The sequence below is a fragment of the Stenotrophomonas sp. FR012 genome (assembly GCF_047520565.2).
Lineage (GTDB): Bacteria > Pseudomonadota > Gammaproteobacteria > Xanthomonadales > Xanthomonadaceae > Stenotrophomonas > Stenotrophomonas sepilia.
The window spans coordinates 68,317-84,233 of the sequence record NZ_JAXBQL020000005.1 but is presented as its reverse complement, the minus strand read 5'-3'; the positions used below and the strand labels follow the sequence as shown (position 1 = coordinate 84,233).

The window sequence follows — 15,917 nt, the reverse complement described above, 5'->3', positions numbered from 1 at the left end:
CGGCCAGCGGCCGGCACTACCGCTTCAGCGACGGCAGCGTCTGCTTCAACTGCGCGATGCCCTGCCATGGGTCACTCTTCAGGCGTTGCGCCTTCGCCAGCGCTTTGCCCATGGGAAATGCGTCGGCGGCACTGATACGAGCCAGTTCATCCCAGCGCAGCGGTACTGCCACACCGGCGGAATCGCGCGCACGCAACGACCACGAGCACACACTGGTGGCACCCCGCGTATTGCGCAGCCAGTCGATGAAAATGACGCCGCCACGCTTGGCCTTGCTCATTGTCGCCACGTAGCGGTCGGGCGCCCGCTCCGCCATCGCCCGGGCGAACGCCTCACAGAACGCCTTGGCCTGTTCCCAGTCGGCCTTGGGCCGCAGCGGCACCACCACGTGCACGCCCTTGCCACCGGACAGCCGCACGAAACTCTTCAGGCCGACTTCCTGCAGGCGGTCACGGACATCACGCGCAGCAGCTTTCACCTCTGCCCAACCCACCCCTTCACCGGGATCGAGATCGAACACCAAGCGATCCGGGTGCTCGGGATCGGCCACGGTCGCGCCCCACGGATGCAGCTCCAGGGTGTTCATCTGCACCAGTTGCAGCAGGCCCCGCACATCGTCGATGTAGACGTAGTCCTCGCGGCCGCTCTTCTGCTGAAGGGGCACCGCGTGCACGGCATCGCCCAGGCCGGGGCCATGGTGCTTCTGGAAGAAGCAGGCCTTGCCCACGCCATCCGGGCAGCGCAGCAGTGACAAGGGCCGCCCGACAATTTCGGGCAGGATCCAGCGCGCCACGCGCTGGTAGTAGTCCGCCACGTCGCCCTTGCTGAGCTTCTGCCTTGGGAACACCACCCGCTCTGGATGGGTGATCTGGACCTCGCCCCCGGCTTCAGCACTCGAGACGGCCACTCCCAGGTCCTCCTTCTGCTTGTCGCTGCGCAGCCGCTTGAAACTGGCCTGGCGCAGCAGGCCTTCCTTGCCCCAGCCACGGAATGCCACCTCCGCCACCGTCACCGGCTTCACCCAGCGCACGCTCGCGGCGCGGAACGGCACGTGCGCCGGCAGCTGCAGCACAGGCGTCTTCACCGCCAACGGCTGCAGCGCCTTGTGCAGCGCGCGCAGGCTTTCGTCGTCGAAGCCGGTGCCAACGCGGCCCACATAGCGCAAGGCGCCCTTGTCCGGCGTCGCCAGCAGCAGCGAGCCGAACCCCACCCGGGAGCCCTTCGGTGCCGTGTAGCCGACAATCGCGAACTCGTCGGTGTCTTCGTGCTTCACCTTCACCCAGCTGCGTGCACGGGTGTTCACGTAGGGCGCATCCACCTGCTTGCTGACGATGCCTTCGAATCCCGCCTTGCCGCTGGCATCGAATACCTGCGGGCCATGGTCGATCACGTGCTCGCTGAAGGCCAGGGTTCCGGGCGTGGGACCGATGAGATCCTTCAGCAGCGCCTTGCGCTCCAGCAGCGGTGAACGACTGATGTCCACGCCGGCCACACCCGGCAGATCGAAAACGATGTAGCGCAACGGTTGCTTCGAACTCCCGTCGATCACGCGCTGCAGCGCGGCGAAGTCGCTGCGTCCATCCCGGTCCAGCACCACCAGCTCACCGTCCAGGCGCGCATCCCGCACCGGCAGTGCCTGCACGGCCTGTACCACCTCGGGGAAATCACCGGTCCAATCCAGGCCGTTGCGGGAGCGCAGAGTCACCTTGCCTTCGTGCAGATCGGCCAGCAGGCGATAGCCATCCCACTTGATCTCATGCAACCAGCGCTCGCCGTCCGGTGCACTGTCGCGATGATCGGTCAACTGTGGCTTGAAAGCACGCGGGTAGGGCGTGTCACGCGCGCCATCCAGGTTCAGCGCTCGCGCATGCCAACGCGCATCGGCCTTGCGGGTCGCCGATCGTGCAGCCGGTGCGGCGCGCGTTGACTTGCCCACCGTGCGCTTGCTCACTGCGGATGTGCGTTTCGGCATGGGGGATTGGAGCAGATCATCTGCTTCGGCATCACGCGCTTCCTCGTCGTCGCGTTTGATCAACAACCACTGTACCTGGCGTCCCTTCATCGCTGTGCGCACCAGCTTCCAGCCGCCAGCCAGGCGTTGCCCATGCAGCACGAAGTCGATCTTTCCCGCTGCCAGTGCCTGCAGTGGATCGCCTTCGCAGGCCCATGTGCCGTGATCGAAGACCTCCACGTGGCCAGCGCCGTAGTGGCCTTCGGGAATATCTCCTTCGAAACCGGCGTAGGACAGCGGATGGTCTTCCACTTCCACGGCCAGCCGCTTGTCACCAGCGCGAAGCGAAGGACCCTTCGGCACCGCCCAGCTTTTCAGCACACCATCCATCTCAAGGCGGAAGTCATAGTGCCGCGAAGTGGCATGGTGCAGCTGTGTGACAAAGATCGGCCGCCGCTTCGGGTTGCCGTGTGCGGGCGTGTCGTCAGGTTCCGGTGTCTGCCCGAAGCCACCGCCAAGTCGGCGCTTTCGCCGGTACTGGTGCAACGACATGGCTCAACCTGCCTTGCGCCGTGCAGCGGTTCTCTTTGCGGCCTTCTTCGTTGCCTTCTTTGCGGCCTTCTTTACCGTCGGCTTGGTGGCTGCTTTCCGCGTTGCCATCTTCTTCGCCGGCGTACGCTTGTTCGCGTCCAGGCTCTTCTGCAGCAGCGCCATGAAATCGACCACGTTGGTGGTGGAATCCTCGCGCGATACAGGCTCATCCTCCACCCGGGTGGTACCGCCCTTGGACTTGATGCGCTTGTTCAGCACCTGCTGCAGGCGCTCGCGGAATTCGTCGTGGTACTGCGACGGATCCCAATCACCGGACATCGACTCGATCAACTGCTCGGCCATCGCCGTTTCCTTGCTGCTGATGCGGTAATCGGCGAGCTTTCCGGTGGGCAGCTTGTAATCTTCGGGATCCACCAGTTCCTGCGGATAGCGCAGGATCATCAGCACCAGCGCGTCCGCATGCGGCATCACCGCGCACAGGTATTCGCGGGTACGCACCACCACCCGGGCGATGCCCACCTTGCCGGTACTGCGCAATGTCTCGCGCAGCAGCACGTAGCCCTTTTCGGCCTTCTTGCCGGGCACCAGCAGGTAGGGTTTCTCGAAGTAGCGCGGGTCGATCTGCGCGGCGTCCACGAACGATTCCACCTCCACCGCTTCGTGGCTTTCCGGTGCCGCAGACCGGATATCGCCTTCCTCCAGCACGACATAGCTGCCCTTGTCGTACTCATAGGCTTTGACGATGTCCTTCCATGGCACTTCCTCGCCGGTATCGGCGTTGACTCGCTCGAAGCGGATCGGCTTGCGGTCGCGGGAGTCGAGCATGCGGAACTGCAGATCGACCTTGCGTTCGCCTGACATCAGCGACACCGGCACGTTGAGCAGGCCAAACGACAGCGTGCCGGTCCAGATCGGGCGGGCCATGGGCGTACCTTTGGCGGGGCGGGGCATCCAGCTTCGGATGGGCGGTGTAAACCACCCGTGTCGATACCGTGCACGTGGGTTCTACGGAGAACGGCAGTGCCGGCTGCGGGCCGGCAGAGCTCGCGGCCTGAAGTTTCCTGAGGTTGCCGGCCAGCGGCCGGCACTACTGCAGCAGCGGCCTCACCGCCGCCGCAGGAATATGATCCAGCGCGCGCCAGGCGTCTTCCACCACCGGCCGTGCCTGCGACCAGCTCAACCGCGACTGCCCGCGCATCTGTTCCCAGTGTTCGGCCAGTTCCTCACAGGTATCCGCGGCGTCACCGCGCGGCCAGTCCGCAGCGTGGGTGGTCAATGCGAAGGCATAGACCGGGCATAGATCGCGCCAGTTGCGGTGGTTCTGCCCGCGACGCTCTTCGTAGTCGCTGAGCATGTACTGCAGGTAGTCCTGCGCCACCGCCTGCGGATCTTCATGGCGGCGCGTGCGGCGTTGTGCGGTGCGCTGGCCGAGCGGATCGAGCAGGGCGTTGAACACGGACGGTGCGGGTCGTTCAAGACGGGGCATGGCCGGCTCCTGCAGCGGGGGCGGGTGGGCAGGAATACGCGCGGTGCCGTTACCGGGGGGTGAGCGAGATGTTCATGACGCCGGGTTCGCGGCGGCTTTACCTGTGGCGCGGTGTAGTGGGAGCCCCGAGCGCAGGTAGCCAGACCATGAGCCGAGAGAATTCCCGAGACCCGTTGCGGGAAAACCACCCGCCCATTCCCGGTGAACAGCGCGGCAAGCGCGATGCCGACAATGCCGACTACCGCGGCACCGGCGCACCTTTCTACGACGCCGAGCACGGTGGCGACCATCTGCCGGTGAAGCACGAGGCTGAACAGGCCGCCCAGGACCGCAAGGATGGCGGCGACCGCCATCGCGGCGGCCAGGAAAGCCCGCTCAAACGTCGCGAACGCAAGCAGCGCGCCAGCGACAACCAGGACGAGGCGCTGCAGGAGACCTTCCCGGCCAGCGACCCGACCTCGCCGTTCGTACCGGCCAAGGCGCCCGACTGACGGGTAGTGCCGGCCCCTGGCCGGCAACCCCCTGACGCCCTGCGCGGCGCGATGCCGGCCAGGACCCCCGATTTACGGGTAGTGCCAGCCGCTGGCCGGCAACCTCCTGCCGTCGTGCACGGCGCGATGCCGGCCAGCGGCCCGCACTACCCCTTTCAGCGCCACGACCATTGCAGGCCGACGTTGGCTCGCCGTCCCGGCCCCGGTTCGTAGAAGCGCCCGTTGCCGTCGTTGACGATCACCGAGCCGATGTAGGCCTGGTCCAGCACGTTCTCCAGCCGGGCGAAGGCGCGCAGCTCGCCACCTGGCAGTGTCCAGAGACGACCGGCTTCCAGGTTCAGCAACGCGTAGCCCGGCGCCCGCTCCGTGGCCACGTCGTTGACCAGGGTATCGGTGCTGGCGGCGGCCTCCAGCGCCCACTGCCAGTCGGCCGGGGTCCACTGCAGCCGGGCAAACGCCTGCTGGCGCGGTACGCCGGGCAAGCGGCTGCCAGCGGAAACCCAGGTGTTCGAGGTCAGGTACGGCGCACGCACCTGCGCCTGCAGCCAGGTCCAGGCCACCTGCAGTTCCAACTGTTCTGCCAACGGCTGCCGGTAGCGCAGTTCCACGCCCTGGCGGCGGGTGCGGCCGATGTTGCGATAGGTGCTGCGTCCGCCGATGTTGCTGGCAACTGCCAACTCATCGTCGGTATCTGCGCGGAACAGGCTGATATCGAGCTGGGTTCCGTCCTGTGCATGCCATTTGCTGCCCACCTCCAGGCTGCGGCTGCGCGCCGCCGCCAGATCCAGCGCCAGTCCCGCCTGCCCGTCGGCGCGATACCCCAGCTCGTTGAAGGTGGGCGTCTCGAAGCCACGGCCCACCGCCGCGTGCAGCCGCCACTGCGGGCTGGCCGCGAAGCTGATCCCGGCCACCGGCGTGGTGGCCTGGTAGCGGCGGTGGCCGCTGTCGTCCGGGTTGCGGGCGGTGATGTAGCGATCGTCGGATTCGAAGCGCACGGCGCTGTGACGCACGCCAGCCAGCAATGACCAGCGTGGACTCCACTGCCACCACGCCTGGGCGAACTGATCGACGTTCTGCACGGTGTCGATCTGGTCTCTGCGCAGCCGCCCACGCACGCCGAAAGCGCTGCCGATGAAGTTCTCGTAGCCGGTGCGATGCTGGCGCTGGCGGTCGGCGCTGAACCCGGCCACCAGATCCAGCGGTCGGCCGGCGAGGTCGCCGTGCCAGCCCCAGCGCGCGTCCAGCCCGCCATAGCCGCCCTCCAGGTCGATCACCCCGCCGGCATGCAACGGGCTGTTGGTCTGAGCTGCCGGCGGGATCGGCAGGTACTGGCGTACCGCGCGCTGGCCGGCATAGCCCATCAGCTGCCAACGCTGCGCCCCGGTTTCACGGGTCCAGCGCAGGCCAGCCTGCTGCTGGCGCACCGATTTACGGGTGTTGTACTGGTGCGCCACGGCGGTGGCCTGGCGCGGATCGGCCGCCACCTGGGTACGGCTCAGGCCCAGCGGGTCCTGCGCATCGGGGGCATCGAAGGCATTGAGCAGCAGCTCCAGCCGCCCCCCGCCGAGATCGCCACCGATACGCGCAGCGAGCGATTCGCGACGGGCACGGCTGTGGTCGCGCCAGCCATCGGTGCGGAAGTGATTGGCGGCGATGTTGTAATCCAGAACACGGCCGGCACCCTTCAGTTGCGCGCCGACGCTGAGCGTGTTGTCGGCACCCGCGTTGACGCGCAGCCGCCACGGGTCGCCGGCCTGGCCCTGTGCGCTCCAGACCTGCAGCACGCCGCCGGAGGAATTGCCGTACAGCGCCGAGAACGGCCCGCGCAGCACGTCGATCCGTTCGGCACCGAGCAGGCTGGCATGCGACAGCTGGCCCTGTCCGTCGGGCATGGTCGCCGGCACCCCGTCGATCAACACCCGCACCCCACGCACACCGAAGGTCGAGCGCGCACCAAAGCCACGGATCGACAGCTGGGTGTCCTGCGCGAAGTTCTGGCGGTCACGGGCGACCAGGCCCGGGACCCCGGCCAGCGCCTCGGACAGCTGTGCGCCGGCGCCGGCGCGGCCGGCGTCGATCCAGACCGTGTCCAGGCTGGCCGGCAACGCGAGCGGGTCGATGCCCGGCACCCGCGCTGCCTGCACCTGCACGCTCGGCAGGGCGGTCGGTGCGGGCCCGGCCACGGCCGCCCAGGGCGACAGCAGCAGGATGGACAACGGCAGGCAATGGCGGCGTGCGGCGGGATTCATGATTCAGGTTGATGGATCAGGCGGCAACGCACGCCATGGTACGGGGCTACGGATGACGACGGCGGCGGCCAGCCCCGGCAGGCTTTGTTACGATGGGCTGTTTCCGGCTGCAAGGCCGCAGACCGCGTAGCGCACTTCCTCCCCCTTTCCGTCTACCGAACGAGTACCGCCGTGTCCTTCTTTGCAAACGTGGAACTGGTCCCAGGCGACCCGATCCTGGGCCTGACCGAGGCGTACAACGCCGACAGCCGCCCGACCAAGGTCAACCTGGGTGTGGGCATCTACTACGACGAGAGCGGCCGCATCCCGCTGCTGCGCGCCGTCAAGCAGATCGAGCAGCAGCTTGCCGCTGACGCCAAACCGCGGGGCTACCTGCCGATCGATGGCCTGCCGGCATACACGCAGGCCACGCGAGAGCTGGTGTTCGGCAAAGACTCGCCGCTGCTGGCCGCCGGCCGCGTCACCACCGCACAGACCGTCGGTGGCAGCGGTGCGCTGCGCGTCGGCGCCGACGTGCTGAAGAAGCTGCTGCCGCACGCCACCGTGGCGCTGAGCAACCCGAGCTGGGAGAACCACCGTGCGGTATTCAGCGCGGCCGGTTTCGAGGTGCTGGATTACACCTATTTCGACCCGGCCAGCCATGGCGTCGACTTCAACGGCATGCTGGCCGACCTCGGCAAGCTGGAAGCCGGCACCGTAGTGCTGCTGCACGCCTGCTGCCACAACCCCACCGGTGCCGACCTCACGGTCAGCCAGTGGAAGCAGGTCGCGCAACTGCTGAAGGACAAGCAGCTGTTCCCCTTCATCGACATGGCCTACCAGGGCTTCGACAAGGGCATCGAGCAGGATGGCGCCGCCGTGCGCATCATCGCCGAAGCCGGCATCGACAGCTTCATCGTCGCCAACTCGTACTCCAAGTCGTTCTCGCTGTATGGCGAGCGCGTGGGTGCGTTGTCGATGGTGGCGCCGACCGCTGCTGACGCCAAGGCCGTGCAGTCGCAGGTCAAGCGCGTGATCCGCACCATCTACTCCAGCCCGTCCACCCACGGTGCTGCGCTGGTGGCCGGCGTGCTGACCAATCCGGAACTGCGCGCGATGTGGGAGCAGGAGCTGACCGAGATGCGCGAGCGCATCCACGCCCTGCGCCAGGGCCTGGTCGAAAAGCTGGCCGCTGCCGGTGCGCCGCAGTTCGGCTTCATCAACGAACAGGCCGGCATGTTCTCCTACTCGGGCCTGAGCCGTGAGCAGGTCGAACGCCTGCGCGACGAGTTCGGCATCTACGCCGTCGGCACCGGCCGCATCTGCGTGGCCGCGCTGAACCAGAACAACCTGGAATACGTCGCCAAGGCCGTGGCCACCGTCGCCAAGGGCTGAAGCAACGCACCAGTGGTTTGACAACAAAGGCGCCGAAAGGCGCCTTTGTTTTTGCTTCTGCTTTGCCTCTGCCTTTGCCACACCCTCCGCGCTCGCGGCGAACCCTGAAGCGCAGGGCGAGGTACACCGTGGCCAGGACCGTGAGGCGCATGGATGCGCCGACCGAGCCCCCATGGATGGGTTTACGGCGTGTCCTGGCCACGGTGTACCTCGCCCTGTGCCTCCATGAAGGAAGGCGCCACGAGCGCAACGCATCTGGAAACGATTACGCCTTCCCGCGCTCACGCACGCCCCCGCCAGACGGGCGACAATAGGCGTTTTCCCGCTGCCGAGACCTGCCCGACCATGTCCCGTACTTCGTTGACCCGCTTCCTGATCCAGGAACAGCACGCCGGCCGCATCAATGCCGACCTGCGCCAGCTGATCGCCGTGGTCGCCCGCGCCTGCACCAGTATCTCCATCGCCGTCAGCAAGGGCGCCCTCGGTGGCGTGCTCGGCGACGCCGGTACCGGCAACGTGCAGGGTGAAGCACAGAAGAAGCTGGACGTGATCAGCAACGAGATCCTGCTCGAAGCCAATGCCTGGGGCGGCCATCTCGCTGCCTGCGCCTCGGAGGAAATGGACCATAGCCAGCCGGTGCCGGATATCTATCCGCGCGGTGATTTCCTGCTGCTGTTCGATCCCCTCGACGGCAGCTCCAACATCGACGTCAACGTCTCCGTCGGCACCATCTTCTCGGTGCTGCGCTGCCCGACCAACGTCGAGCTGCCAGGCGATGACGCCTTCCTGCAGCCGGGCAGCAAGCAGATCGCCGCTGGCTACTGCATCTACGGGCCCAGCACCCAGCTGGTGCTGACCGTCGGCCACGGCACCCACGCCTTCACTCTGGACCGCGAGAAGGGCGAGTTCGTGCTGACCACCGAGAACATGCAGATTCCGGCGGCCACCCAGGAGTTCGCCATCAACATGTCCAACCAGCGTCACTGGGAAGCGCCGATGCAGGCCTACGTCAGCGACCTGCTGGCAGGCAAGGAAGGCGCGCGCGGCAAGAACTTCAACATGCGCTGGATCGCCAGCATGGTGGCCGACGTGCATCGCATCCTGACCCGCGGCGGCATCTTCATCTACCCGTGGGACAAGAAGGATCCGTCCAAGGCCGGCAAGCTGCGCCTGATGTACGAAGCCAATCCGATGGGCCTGCTGGTCGAACAGGCCGGCGGCGCCGCCTGGACCGGCCGCGAGCGCATCCTCGACATCCAGCCCCACCAGCTGCACCAGCGCGTGCCGGTGTTCCTGGGTTCGCGCGAGGAAGTGGCCGAAGCGGTGCGTTACCACCACGCGCACGACGAAGCGCAGGGCTGACGGCTCGACGCCTGACGGCGGTCATGGCAGTTCGATGACATGACCGCAGGGTGACACCGCGGGCGGCAAACGGCACCATCAAGCCGTTGCCGCCGAAGGAATGCACGCATGCACGAGCAGGGCCCGGTCGATTTCATCGAAGTCATCCACAACGCCGTCCCCAGTGAGGTCTGCGCGGCCATCGTCGAGCGCATGCGTGCCACGCGTGGCCTGCTGCCCGGCGCGGTGGGCAGTGGCGTGTTCCCCGAACTCAAGCACAGCAAGGATCTGCGCATCAGTGGCCTGGACGGCTGGCAGGATGTTGATCAGCAGCTGCAGATCGCGGTGTTCAACGGCCTGCTGACTTATCTACGCCGTTATCCACAGGCATTGATCGCGCCGCTGATGTTGCAGATCCAGGACAGCAATGGCCAACCGCGACGCCTGTCTGCCGAGGACTTTCCCGACATGCCGCAACAGCAGCTGGCCGACCTGGCCCGCACCTGCCTGCGTCCGGGTGCGATCAACCTGCAGTGGTACGCCGCGGGCGAGGGTGGCTACCCGTACTGGCACTGCGAGCTGTACCCGAAGGATGCGCAGGCCGAGACCCTGCACCGGCATGTTCTGTGGACGCTGTACCTCAATGACGACTTCGACGAGGGCGAAACCGAGTTCCTGTTCCAGGGGCGGAAGATCGCGCCGCGCACCGGCAGTTTGCTGATTGCGCCGACGGCGTTCACCCACACCCATCGCGGCAATCGGCCACAGGGTGGCGACAAGTTCATCGCCACCAGCTGGATCCTGTTCCAGAGTGCGCAGAAGTTGTTTGGGGGGTGACGCCGAACTGCTCGTCGGCCTTGATGTACAGTCGAGCCATGCTCGACTGATGGCCTCAGAACAACGACCCTTGCGGCGAATCCTTCTTCGGCGGCAACGGCTTCTGGAACCGGCTGCAATCCAGCTTCGGCCAATGGCTGTTCTGCGCATTGAATCCCAACCGCTTGCGCGCCAGCTTGAAGCGGTTGTTCAGCAGATCGGCATACACACCCTGGCCGCGCATGCGGGTGCCGAACTGGCTGTCGTAGTCCTTGCCACCACGCAGCTGCTGGATGGTACTCATCACGTGCGCGGCGCGATCGGGATGATGGGTATCGAGCCAGTCGCGGAACAGCGGCGCCACTTCCAGCGGCAGGCGCAGCAGCACGTAGCCCGCGGTACTGGCGCCGGCATCGTGCGCAGCCTCCAGCACCGCTTCAAGTTCGCTGTCGTTGATCCACGGAATCACCGGCGCCACCATCACGCCCACCGGGATACCCGCGTCATGCAGGCGCTTCATCGCGCGCAATCGTGCATGGGGTGCTGATGCGCGCGGTTCCAGCTTCGCGGAGAGATGCGGGTCCAGCGAGGTCACCGAGAAATGCACACTGACCAGGTTCTCCGCCGCCAGCTGCGCGAGCAGATCAATGTCGCGTTCGACCAGTGCGTTCTTGGTGATCAGCGAGAACGGATGCCTGGTTTCCAGCATCACTTCGATCAGCTGGCGGGTCAGTTTGAACTTGCGCTCGATCGGCTGATACGCATCGGTGTTGATGCCCAGCGCGATCGGCTGCGGCACGTAACCGGGTTTCGACAGTTCCTTGCGCAGCAGCTGAGGCGCATTGGTCTTGGCGAACAGCTTGGTCTCGAAGTCCAGGCCAGGTGACAGGTTCAGATAGGCATGGGAAGGGCGCGCGAAGCAGTAGGAACACCCATGCTCACAACCGCGATACGGATTCACCGACTGGCTGAAGCCGACGTCCGGCGAAGTGTTGCGGGTGATGATGCTGCGCGCGGTCTCGGCGCGCACCTCGGTGCGCAGGCGCGGCGCGAGGAACTCCTCGCTCTCATCGACCGCCCAGCCGTCGTCCACCGCCTCGCTGACGGTGCTTTCGAAGCGTCCGGCGAGGTGGGACGTGGAACCTCGGCCCTTGATCGCAATACCCATTGCGGCAGCGTACGCCGGGGCTGTCTCAATGGCTGCGACAGCCGCCTGAAGGGTTCAGCGGAACGCTGAGCCGAGCATGGGCTCGGCTGCATCCATCGGTCACAGCAGGGCCAGATAGCCCCGCACGGTGGCATCCAGCCCGTCATACAGTGCCTCGCCGATCAGCGCGTGGCCAATCGACACCTCCAGCACGTCCGGCACGTGGCCCAGGAAATCGCGCAGGTTGTCCTGCGACAGGTCATGGCCGGCGTTGACGCCCAGGCCCACCGCTTGCGCCCGCCGCGCCGCAGTGGCGAACAGTTCGAGCATTGCCGCAGCGTCGCCCGCCGCATGCGCCTCTGCGTAGGGGCCGGTGTACAACTCGATGCGGTCGGCACCGACCTCGGCAGCCTGCTCCAGCGACGGGTTGCCCGCATCCACGAACAGGCTGACCCGGCAGCCCATCGCCTTCAGTTGGGCAATCAACGGGCGCAAGCGCTCGGCGTCGCGTTCGAAGTCGAAACCGTGGTCGGAGGTGATCTGGCCATCGCCGTCGGGCACCAGGGTGGCCTGCGCCGGACGGGTCTGTTCGCACAGCGGCAGCAGCCCCGGGTACCCCTCGCGCGGCGGCGCAAATGGATTGCCCTCGATGTTGAATTCCACGCCACGCGCGCGGGTCAACGTGGACAGGGCCAGCACGTCCTCGGCGGTGATGTGGCGGCGGTCCGGCCGCGGATGCACGGTGATGCCATGCGCGCCGGCATCCAGGCAGGCCTGGGCGGCGCGCACCACGTCCGGTTCGGCACCGCCGCGCGAATTGCGCAGGACGGCGATCTTGTTGACGTTGACGCTGAGCTGGGTCATGGAACGGAACTACTTGGAAAGAGGGGACGGATCGTTGTCGTTGGCGTCATCGTTGCGGCGCGCCTGGGACTGCTCGCGCAGGCGGCGCAGTTCCTCGGCATCGATCAGGGTGGCCGGGTCGCGCTGCAGGTCGCCGAAACGGGCCACGTAACGACCGCGTACCCAGGCCAGCAGGAAGCCGAGCGCAGCCAGCAGGCACAGGGTCATCAACCCCGCGCTTGGGGTCTTCAGCGCGAAGGCAAAGCAGCCCAGCGCCAGCAGCAGGTACAACCAGTACATAGTCGGGCTCCCCGGATGATCGCCGCAGTGTAGCGCTGCGTCAGAGCAGCGGCGAGGCCAGCCGGGCGAAGGCCTCGGGCAGGCGGTGCAGCCACAGCGAGCGCCCGGCCTGGTCATGCACCCGCGTGGCGCGATCGAATTCACCCTGCAGCAGCTCGGCCAGGGCTGCCACGCGGTCCCGGTCGCTGATCATCATCGACAGCTCGAAGTTCAGGCGGAAGCTGCGGTGGTCGAAGTTGGCACTGCCGACAATGCAGACGTCGTCGTCGGCGATGAACGCCTTGGTGTGCAGCATGCGCGGGCCGTACTCGTAGATCTTCACGCCGGCATGCAACAGTTCGTCGAAGTACGAGCGCGCGGCCTGGGTGACGAACCAGGAATCGCTCATTTTCGGTACCAGCAGGCGCACGTCCAGGCCGCCCAGCGCGGCCGAAGTCAGCGCCATCCGCGCCGCTTCACCCGGCACGAAATAGGGCGTCACCAGCCACACCCGTTCGTGCGCTTCCTGGATGGCGGCGACGTGCAGCCGGTGGATCGTCTCCCAGCCCGAATCCGGGCCGGACACCAATACCTGCGCGTTGATCGCGCCATCCCCGCGCAGCGGCATATCGGCCGGCCACAAGCGGGCGATATCCATGCGCGAGGGTTCCTGGCCACTGGCGTAGAGCCAGTCCTCGGCGAACACCAGCTGCAGACTGCGCACCACATGACCGCGGATGCGCATGTGCAGGTCGCGATAAGCGTCGGGCCTGCGGCTTTCGTCTTCCTCGTCGGTGATGTTGATGCCGCCAGTGAAGGCCAGGCGGCCATCGACAATCACCAGCTTGCGGTGCGTGCGCAGGTTCAGCCACGGGCGCTTGAACGGTTTCAGCAGCTGCCGTGGGTGGAACCAGATCGCTTCACCGCCGGCGTCGAGCAGGGGCTGCAGGAAACGGCGGGGCAGGGCGGATGAGCCCACCGCATCCAGCAGCAGGCGCACCTGCACACCGGCACGTGCGCGCTCGACCAGGGCATCGCGCAGGGCGGTGCCTGCGTGATCCGGATTGAAGATGTAGTACTCCAGATGGATGTGATCGTGCGCCTGTGCAACGGCTTCCAGCAAGGCCGCGTAGGTCGCCGCACCGTCCACCAGCCAGGTCACTTCGGTGGCACTGCTTGGGGCCAGTCCGGTCGTGGCCTGGGCAACCTTGGCCAGTTCGGTGCAGTCCGAATCGGGCGGGCAGACATCGCTGTAGTGCTCCATGCCCGAGCGTGCACGGCCACGACGCAGCCGTTGCCGCTTCACCTTCTGCGGGCCCAGCAGGTAGTAGATGAAGAGCCCGAGATAGGGGAGCAGTGCCAACGAAAGGATCCAGCTCAGCGTGGCCACCGGCTCGCGCTTCTGCAGCATGATCCAGCCCGCCAGCGCGAACAGGTACAGCAGGTAAGCCACCGCCAGGATCGTGCCGAGGTGGGCGATACCGTCGAGCCAATGGCGCAGGGAATCGAAGAGGGCAAGCATGCGCCGATCATAGCGGCGCATGCTGCCGGATGGGGTCAGATCCCTTTTCCGAAGGAAAGGCGTTCTGACCCCATCCCATGTGCCAGGACGAGGACAAAAAAAACGCCCCTGTCTCCAGGGGCGTCTGCAGTCGCGTCATGACTGTTGTGTTGCGGTGTCGCGTTTACTGCTGCACAAAACCGATCTTCTTCATCTGAGCGTTCTTCGCGGCGGCCAGAACCTTGGCCATCACGTCGTACTCGGAATCCGGGCTGGCGTCGATGCGCAGTTCCGGCTGGTTGGTCGGGTCACGCTGGACCTCCTGCTCCATCCGCTGCTGCAGCTCGCTGGTATTGATCGGGCTGTTGTTCCACGAGACCTGGTTGCTGGCGTCGATCTTCAGTTCGATCGGCGGCGGCGGTTCGACCAGCTGCGGCGGTGGGTTGAGCACGCGCTGCGGCAGGTCCACGGCGATCGGGTACGTCATGATCGGCGCGGTCACGATGAAGATGATCAGCAGAACCAGCATCACGTCCACGAGGGGCGTGACGTTGATGTCTGCCATGGGGCCCTTGCCACCACCACTACTGAATGCCATGGCTTATTGCCCCTTTTCTTTGGTCGCAACGAAGCCGACGTCCAGCATGCCCTGTTCCTGCGCGACCTTGGTCAGGTCGTTGATGACGCGCATCTTGGTGGTGCGGTCACCACGCAGGTTCAGCGGCGGCTGCGGGGTCTGCTGTGCGGCGGTCGCCAAGCGGGACTCGAGAGTCTGCTTGTTGATTTCTTCGTCGTTCCAGTAGATCGAGCCGTCTTCCTTGACTGCCAGCGTGATCGGGTTCGGACGCTTTTCAGCATCTTCCGGCTTCTGGATCAGGTTGGCTTCCGGCAGATCCACCTTGACCTTGTGGGACATCAGGGGCGCCGTGATGATGAAGATGATCAGCAGCACCAGCATCACGTCCACGAGGGGCGTAACGTTGATGTCGGCCATGGGGCCGCCGCTGTTACCACTACTGAAAGCCATAACGGGCTCCGTCTAGATCTTGGTGACTACTTACTTCGTCGCTGGGTGACGCGCGCCGCAATTAGCGGACGCGCGAACCGGTAGCGAAGAAGTCGTGCAGGTCGTGCGCGAAGGTATCGAACTTGCTGATGGTCGCGCTGTTGATCTTGCTGAAGAAGTTGAAGGCGAACACGGCCGGGATTGCGACGAACAGACCGATCGCGGTCATGATCAGCGCTTCACCCACCGGGCCGGCAACGGCGTCGATCGAAGCGGAGCCGGTGGCACCGATCTTGATCAGCGCGCCGTAGATGCCCCACACGGTACCCAGCAGACCGACGAACGGAGCGGTCGCGCCGACGGTGGCCAGCAGGGTCATGCCCGACTGCAGCTTGTTGCTTTCGCGGGTGACGGCCTGACGCAGAGCGCGGTCGACGAACTCCGAACGGCTCAGGTTCTCACCGACGCCGCCGGTAGCACCGCCTTCAGCGCGCTGGTGGTGGGCGGCTGCCTGGGCAGCGTCCAGTGCGATCTTCGAGAACGGCTCCGAAGCCGGCTGCTCTTCCATCGCACGGATGGCGTCCTGCGCGTTCGGGGTGTCCCAGAACAGGCTGACGACGCGATCGGCGGCGCTCTTCAGGCGGGTGGCACGGAAGATGTTGATGACGGTCCAGTACCAGGACATGGCCGACATGGCGATCAGGGTCAGCAGCACGACCCAGGAAACCGCGAAATCACCCGGCTTGGTGGTCATTTCGTGGATCAGGTGCTCGAAGCCCATCTGCGACAGGGCGTTGGACGGATTGCCCCCGGCAGCAGCGGCGATGAAAATTTCCTGCAGCATGACGCTTACCTTTGTTGTGTGTGGTGATAAAGGGTGT

General features: G+C 66.0%; 15 protein-coding genes. 4 read left to right on the top strand and 11 right to left on the bottom strand.

All coding sequences use genetic code 11. From position 1 onward, the window contains the following. Nucleotides 1–16: 16 nt before the first annotated feature. From ligD to ACM0O9_RS10455, 3 genes are all read right to left on the bottom strand, one after another. Nucleotides 17–2,503, bottom strand: coding sequence for a DNA ligase D (ligD, locus tag ACM0O9_RS10465; RefSeq protein WP_414604059.1), 2,487 nt, complete (start codon nucleotides 2,501–2,503; stop codon nucleotides 17–19). Nucleotides 2,504–2,506: 3 nt separating this feature from the next. Continuing rightward, a complete protein-coding gene (gene ku / locus ACM0O9_RS10460) occupies nucleotides 2,507–3,427 on the bottom strand; it encodes a non-homologous end joining protein Ku (protein ID WP_414604058.1) in 921 nt (306 codons plus the stop codon). Between the two features lie 163 nt (nucleotides 3,428–3,590). Next, nucleotides 3,591–3,989 carry a hypothetical protein gene (locus ACM0O9_RS10455; protein ID WP_032954739.1) on the bottom strand — a complete coding sequence of 133 codons (399 nt, stop codon included), beginning with the start codon at nucleotides 3,987–3,989 and terminating at the stop codon, nucleotides 3,591–3,593. 146 nt (nucleotides 3,990–4,135) lie between these two features. Between ACM0O9_RS10455 and ACM0O9_RS10450 the strand changes: the two genes are divergently transcribed. Further along, complete coding sequence (locus ACM0O9_RS10450; RefSeq protein ID WP_414604057.1) at nucleotides 4,136–4,480, top strand: hypothetical protein; 345 nt, start codon at nucleotides 4,136–4,138, stop codon at nucleotides 4,478–4,480. A 155-nt stretch (nucleotides 4,481–4,635) separates the two neighbouring features. Here ACM0O9_RS10450 and ACM0O9_RS10445 read toward each other — a convergent pair whose 3' ends face one another. Next, nucleotides 4,636–6,729: a TonB-dependent receptor family protein gene (locus ACM0O9_RS10445; protein ID WP_414604056.1), complete on the bottom strand. Its 2,094-nt coding sequence runs from the start codon at nucleotides 6,727–6,729 to the stop codon at nucleotides 4,636–4,638. A gap of 171 nt (nucleotides 6,730–6,900) precedes the next feature. On the opposite strand from ACM0O9_RS10445, the gene ACM0O9_RS10440 reads away from it, so the two are divergent. From ACM0O9_RS10440 to ACM0O9_RS10430, 3 genes are all read left to right on the top strand, one after another. Further along, complete coding sequence (locus tag ACM0O9_RS10440; RefSeq protein ID WP_053496721.1) at nucleotides 6,901–8,103, top strand: amino acid aminotransferase; 1,203 nt, start codon at nucleotides 6,901–6,903, stop codon at nucleotides 8,101–8,103. Nucleotides 8,104–8,448: 345 nt separating this feature from the next. Next, nucleotides 8,449–9,465 (top strand): class 1 fructose-bisphosphatase, encoded by a 1,017-nt coding sequence (locus tag ACM0O9_RS10435; protein ID WP_414604055.1) that lies wholly within the window; start codon nucleotides 8,449–8,451, stop codon nucleotides 9,463–9,465. A 108-nt stretch (nucleotides 9,466–9,573) separates the two neighbouring features. Beyond that, nucleotides 9,574–10,281 carry a 2OG-Fe(II) oxygenase gene (locus tag ACM0O9_RS10430; RefSeq protein ID WP_032957940.1) on the top strand — a complete coding sequence of 236 codons (708 nt, stop codon included), beginning with the start codon at nucleotides 9,574–9,576 and terminating at the stop codon, nucleotides 10,279–10,281. A gap of 55 nt (nucleotides 10,282–10,336) precedes the next feature. Here ACM0O9_RS10430 and ACM0O9_RS10425 read toward each other — a convergent pair whose 3' ends face one another. From ACM0O9_RS10425 to exbB, 7 genes are all read right to left on the bottom strand, one after another. Continuing rightward, nucleotides 10,337–11,428, bottom strand: coding sequence for a PA0069 family radical SAM protein (locus ACM0O9_RS10425; protein ID WP_414604054.1), 1,092 nt, complete (start codon nucleotides 11,426–11,428; stop codon nucleotides 10,337–10,339). Between the two features lie 99 nt (nucleotides 11,429–11,527). Beyond that, complete coding sequence (locus tag ACM0O9_RS10420; protein ID WP_005421190.1) at nucleotides 11,528–12,271, bottom strand: pyridoxine 5'-phosphate synthase; 744 nt, start codon at nucleotides 12,269–12,271, stop codon at nucleotides 11,528–11,530. A 9-nt stretch (nucleotides 12,272–12,280) separates the two neighbouring features. Beyond that, entirely contained in the window at nucleotides 12,281–12,550 is a 270-nt protein-coding gene (locus ACM0O9_RS10415) for a hypothetical protein (protein WP_414604053.1), read from the bottom strand. 40 nt (nucleotides 12,551–12,590) lie between these two features. Next, the gene (gene cls / locus ACM0O9_RS10410; protein WP_005421195.1) at nucleotides 12,591–14,051 is read right to left on the bottom strand and encodes a cardiolipin synthase; all 1,461 of its coding nucleotides are present in this window, start codon (nucleotides 14,049–14,051) and stop codon (nucleotides 12,591–12,593) included. A gap of 163 nt (nucleotides 14,052–14,214) precedes the next feature. Further along, on the bottom strand, nucleotides 14,215–14,628 hold the full coding sequence (locus ACM0O9_RS10405) for an ExbD/TolR family protein (RefSeq protein ID WP_005411740.1): 414 nt from the start codon (nucleotides 14,626–14,628) through the stop codon (nucleotides 14,215–14,217). A 3-nt stretch (nucleotides 14,629–14,631) separates the two neighbouring features. Continuing rightward, complete coding sequence (locus ACM0O9_RS10400; protein WP_005421196.1) at nucleotides 14,632–15,057, bottom strand: ExbD/TolR family protein; 426 nt, start codon at nucleotides 15,055–15,057, stop codon at nucleotides 14,632–14,634. A 61-nt stretch (nucleotides 15,058–15,118) separates the two neighbouring features. Continuing rightward, nucleotides 15,119–15,880 (bottom strand): TonB-system energizer ExbB, encoded by a 762-nt coding sequence (gene exbB / locus ACM0O9_RS10395; RefSeq protein WP_005411738.1) that lies wholly within the window; start codon nucleotides 15,878–15,880, stop codon nucleotides 15,119–15,121. Nucleotides 15,881–15,917: the final 37 nt, after the last annotated feature.

Bases quoted from the DNA above. Each gene is read 5' to 3' on its own strand.
- ACM0O9_RS10405 (WP_005411740.1), bottom strand. From the start codon at position 14,628: ATGGCATTCAGTAGTGGTGGTGGCAAGGGCCCCATGGCAGACATCAAC.
- ACM0O9_RS10455 (WP_032954739.1), bottom strand. From the start codon at position 3,989: ATGCCCCGTCTTGAACGACCCGCACCGTCCGTGTTCAACGCCCTGCTC.
- ACM0O9_RS10450 (WP_414604057.1), top strand. From the start codon at position 4,136: ATGAGCCGAGAGAATTCCCGAGACCCGTTGCGGGAAAACCACCCGCCC.
- ku (WP_414604058.1), bottom strand. From the start codon at position 3,427: ATGGCCCGCCCGATCTGGACCGGCACGCTGTCGTTTGGCCTGCTCAAC.
- exbB (WP_005411738.1), bottom strand. From the start codon at position 15,880: ATGCTGCAGGAAATTTTCATCGCCGCTGCTGCCGGGGGCAATCCGTCC.
- ACM0O9_RS10400 (WP_005421196.1), bottom strand. From the start codon at position 15,057: ATGGCTTTCAGTAGTGGTAACAGCGGCGGCCCCATGGCCGACATCAAC.
- ligD (WP_414604059.1), bottom strand. From the start codon at position 2,503: ATGTCGTTGCACCAGTACCGGCGAAAGCGCCGACTTGGCGGTGGCTTC.
- ACM0O9_RS10445 (WP_414604056.1), bottom strand. From the start codon at position 6,729: ATGAATCCCGCCGCACGCCGCCATTGCCTGCCGTTGTCCATCCTGCTG.
- ACM0O9_RS10430 (WP_032957940.1), top strand. From the start codon at position 9,574: ATGCACGAGCAGGGCCCGGTCGATTTCATCGAAGTCATCCACAACGCC.
- cls (WP_005421195.1), bottom strand. From the start codon at position 14,051: ATGCTTGCCCTCTTCGATTCCCTGCGCCATTGGCTCGACGGTATCGCC.
- ACM0O9_RS10420 (WP_005421190.1), bottom strand. From the start codon at position 12,271: ATGACCCAGCTCAGCGTCAACGTCAACAAGATCGCCGTCCTGCGCAAT.
- ACM0O9_RS10435 (WP_414604055.1), top strand. From the start codon at position 8,449: ATGTCCCGTACTTCGTTGACCCGCTTCCTGATCCAGGAACAGCACGCC.
- ACM0O9_RS10425 (WP_414604054.1), bottom strand. From the start codon at position 11,428: ATGGGTATTGCGATCAAGGGCCGAGGTTCCACGTCCCACCTCGCCGGA.
- ACM0O9_RS10415 (WP_414604053.1), bottom strand. From the start codon at position 12,550: ATGTACTGGTTGTACCTGCTGCTGGCGCTGGGCTGCTTTGCCTTCGCG.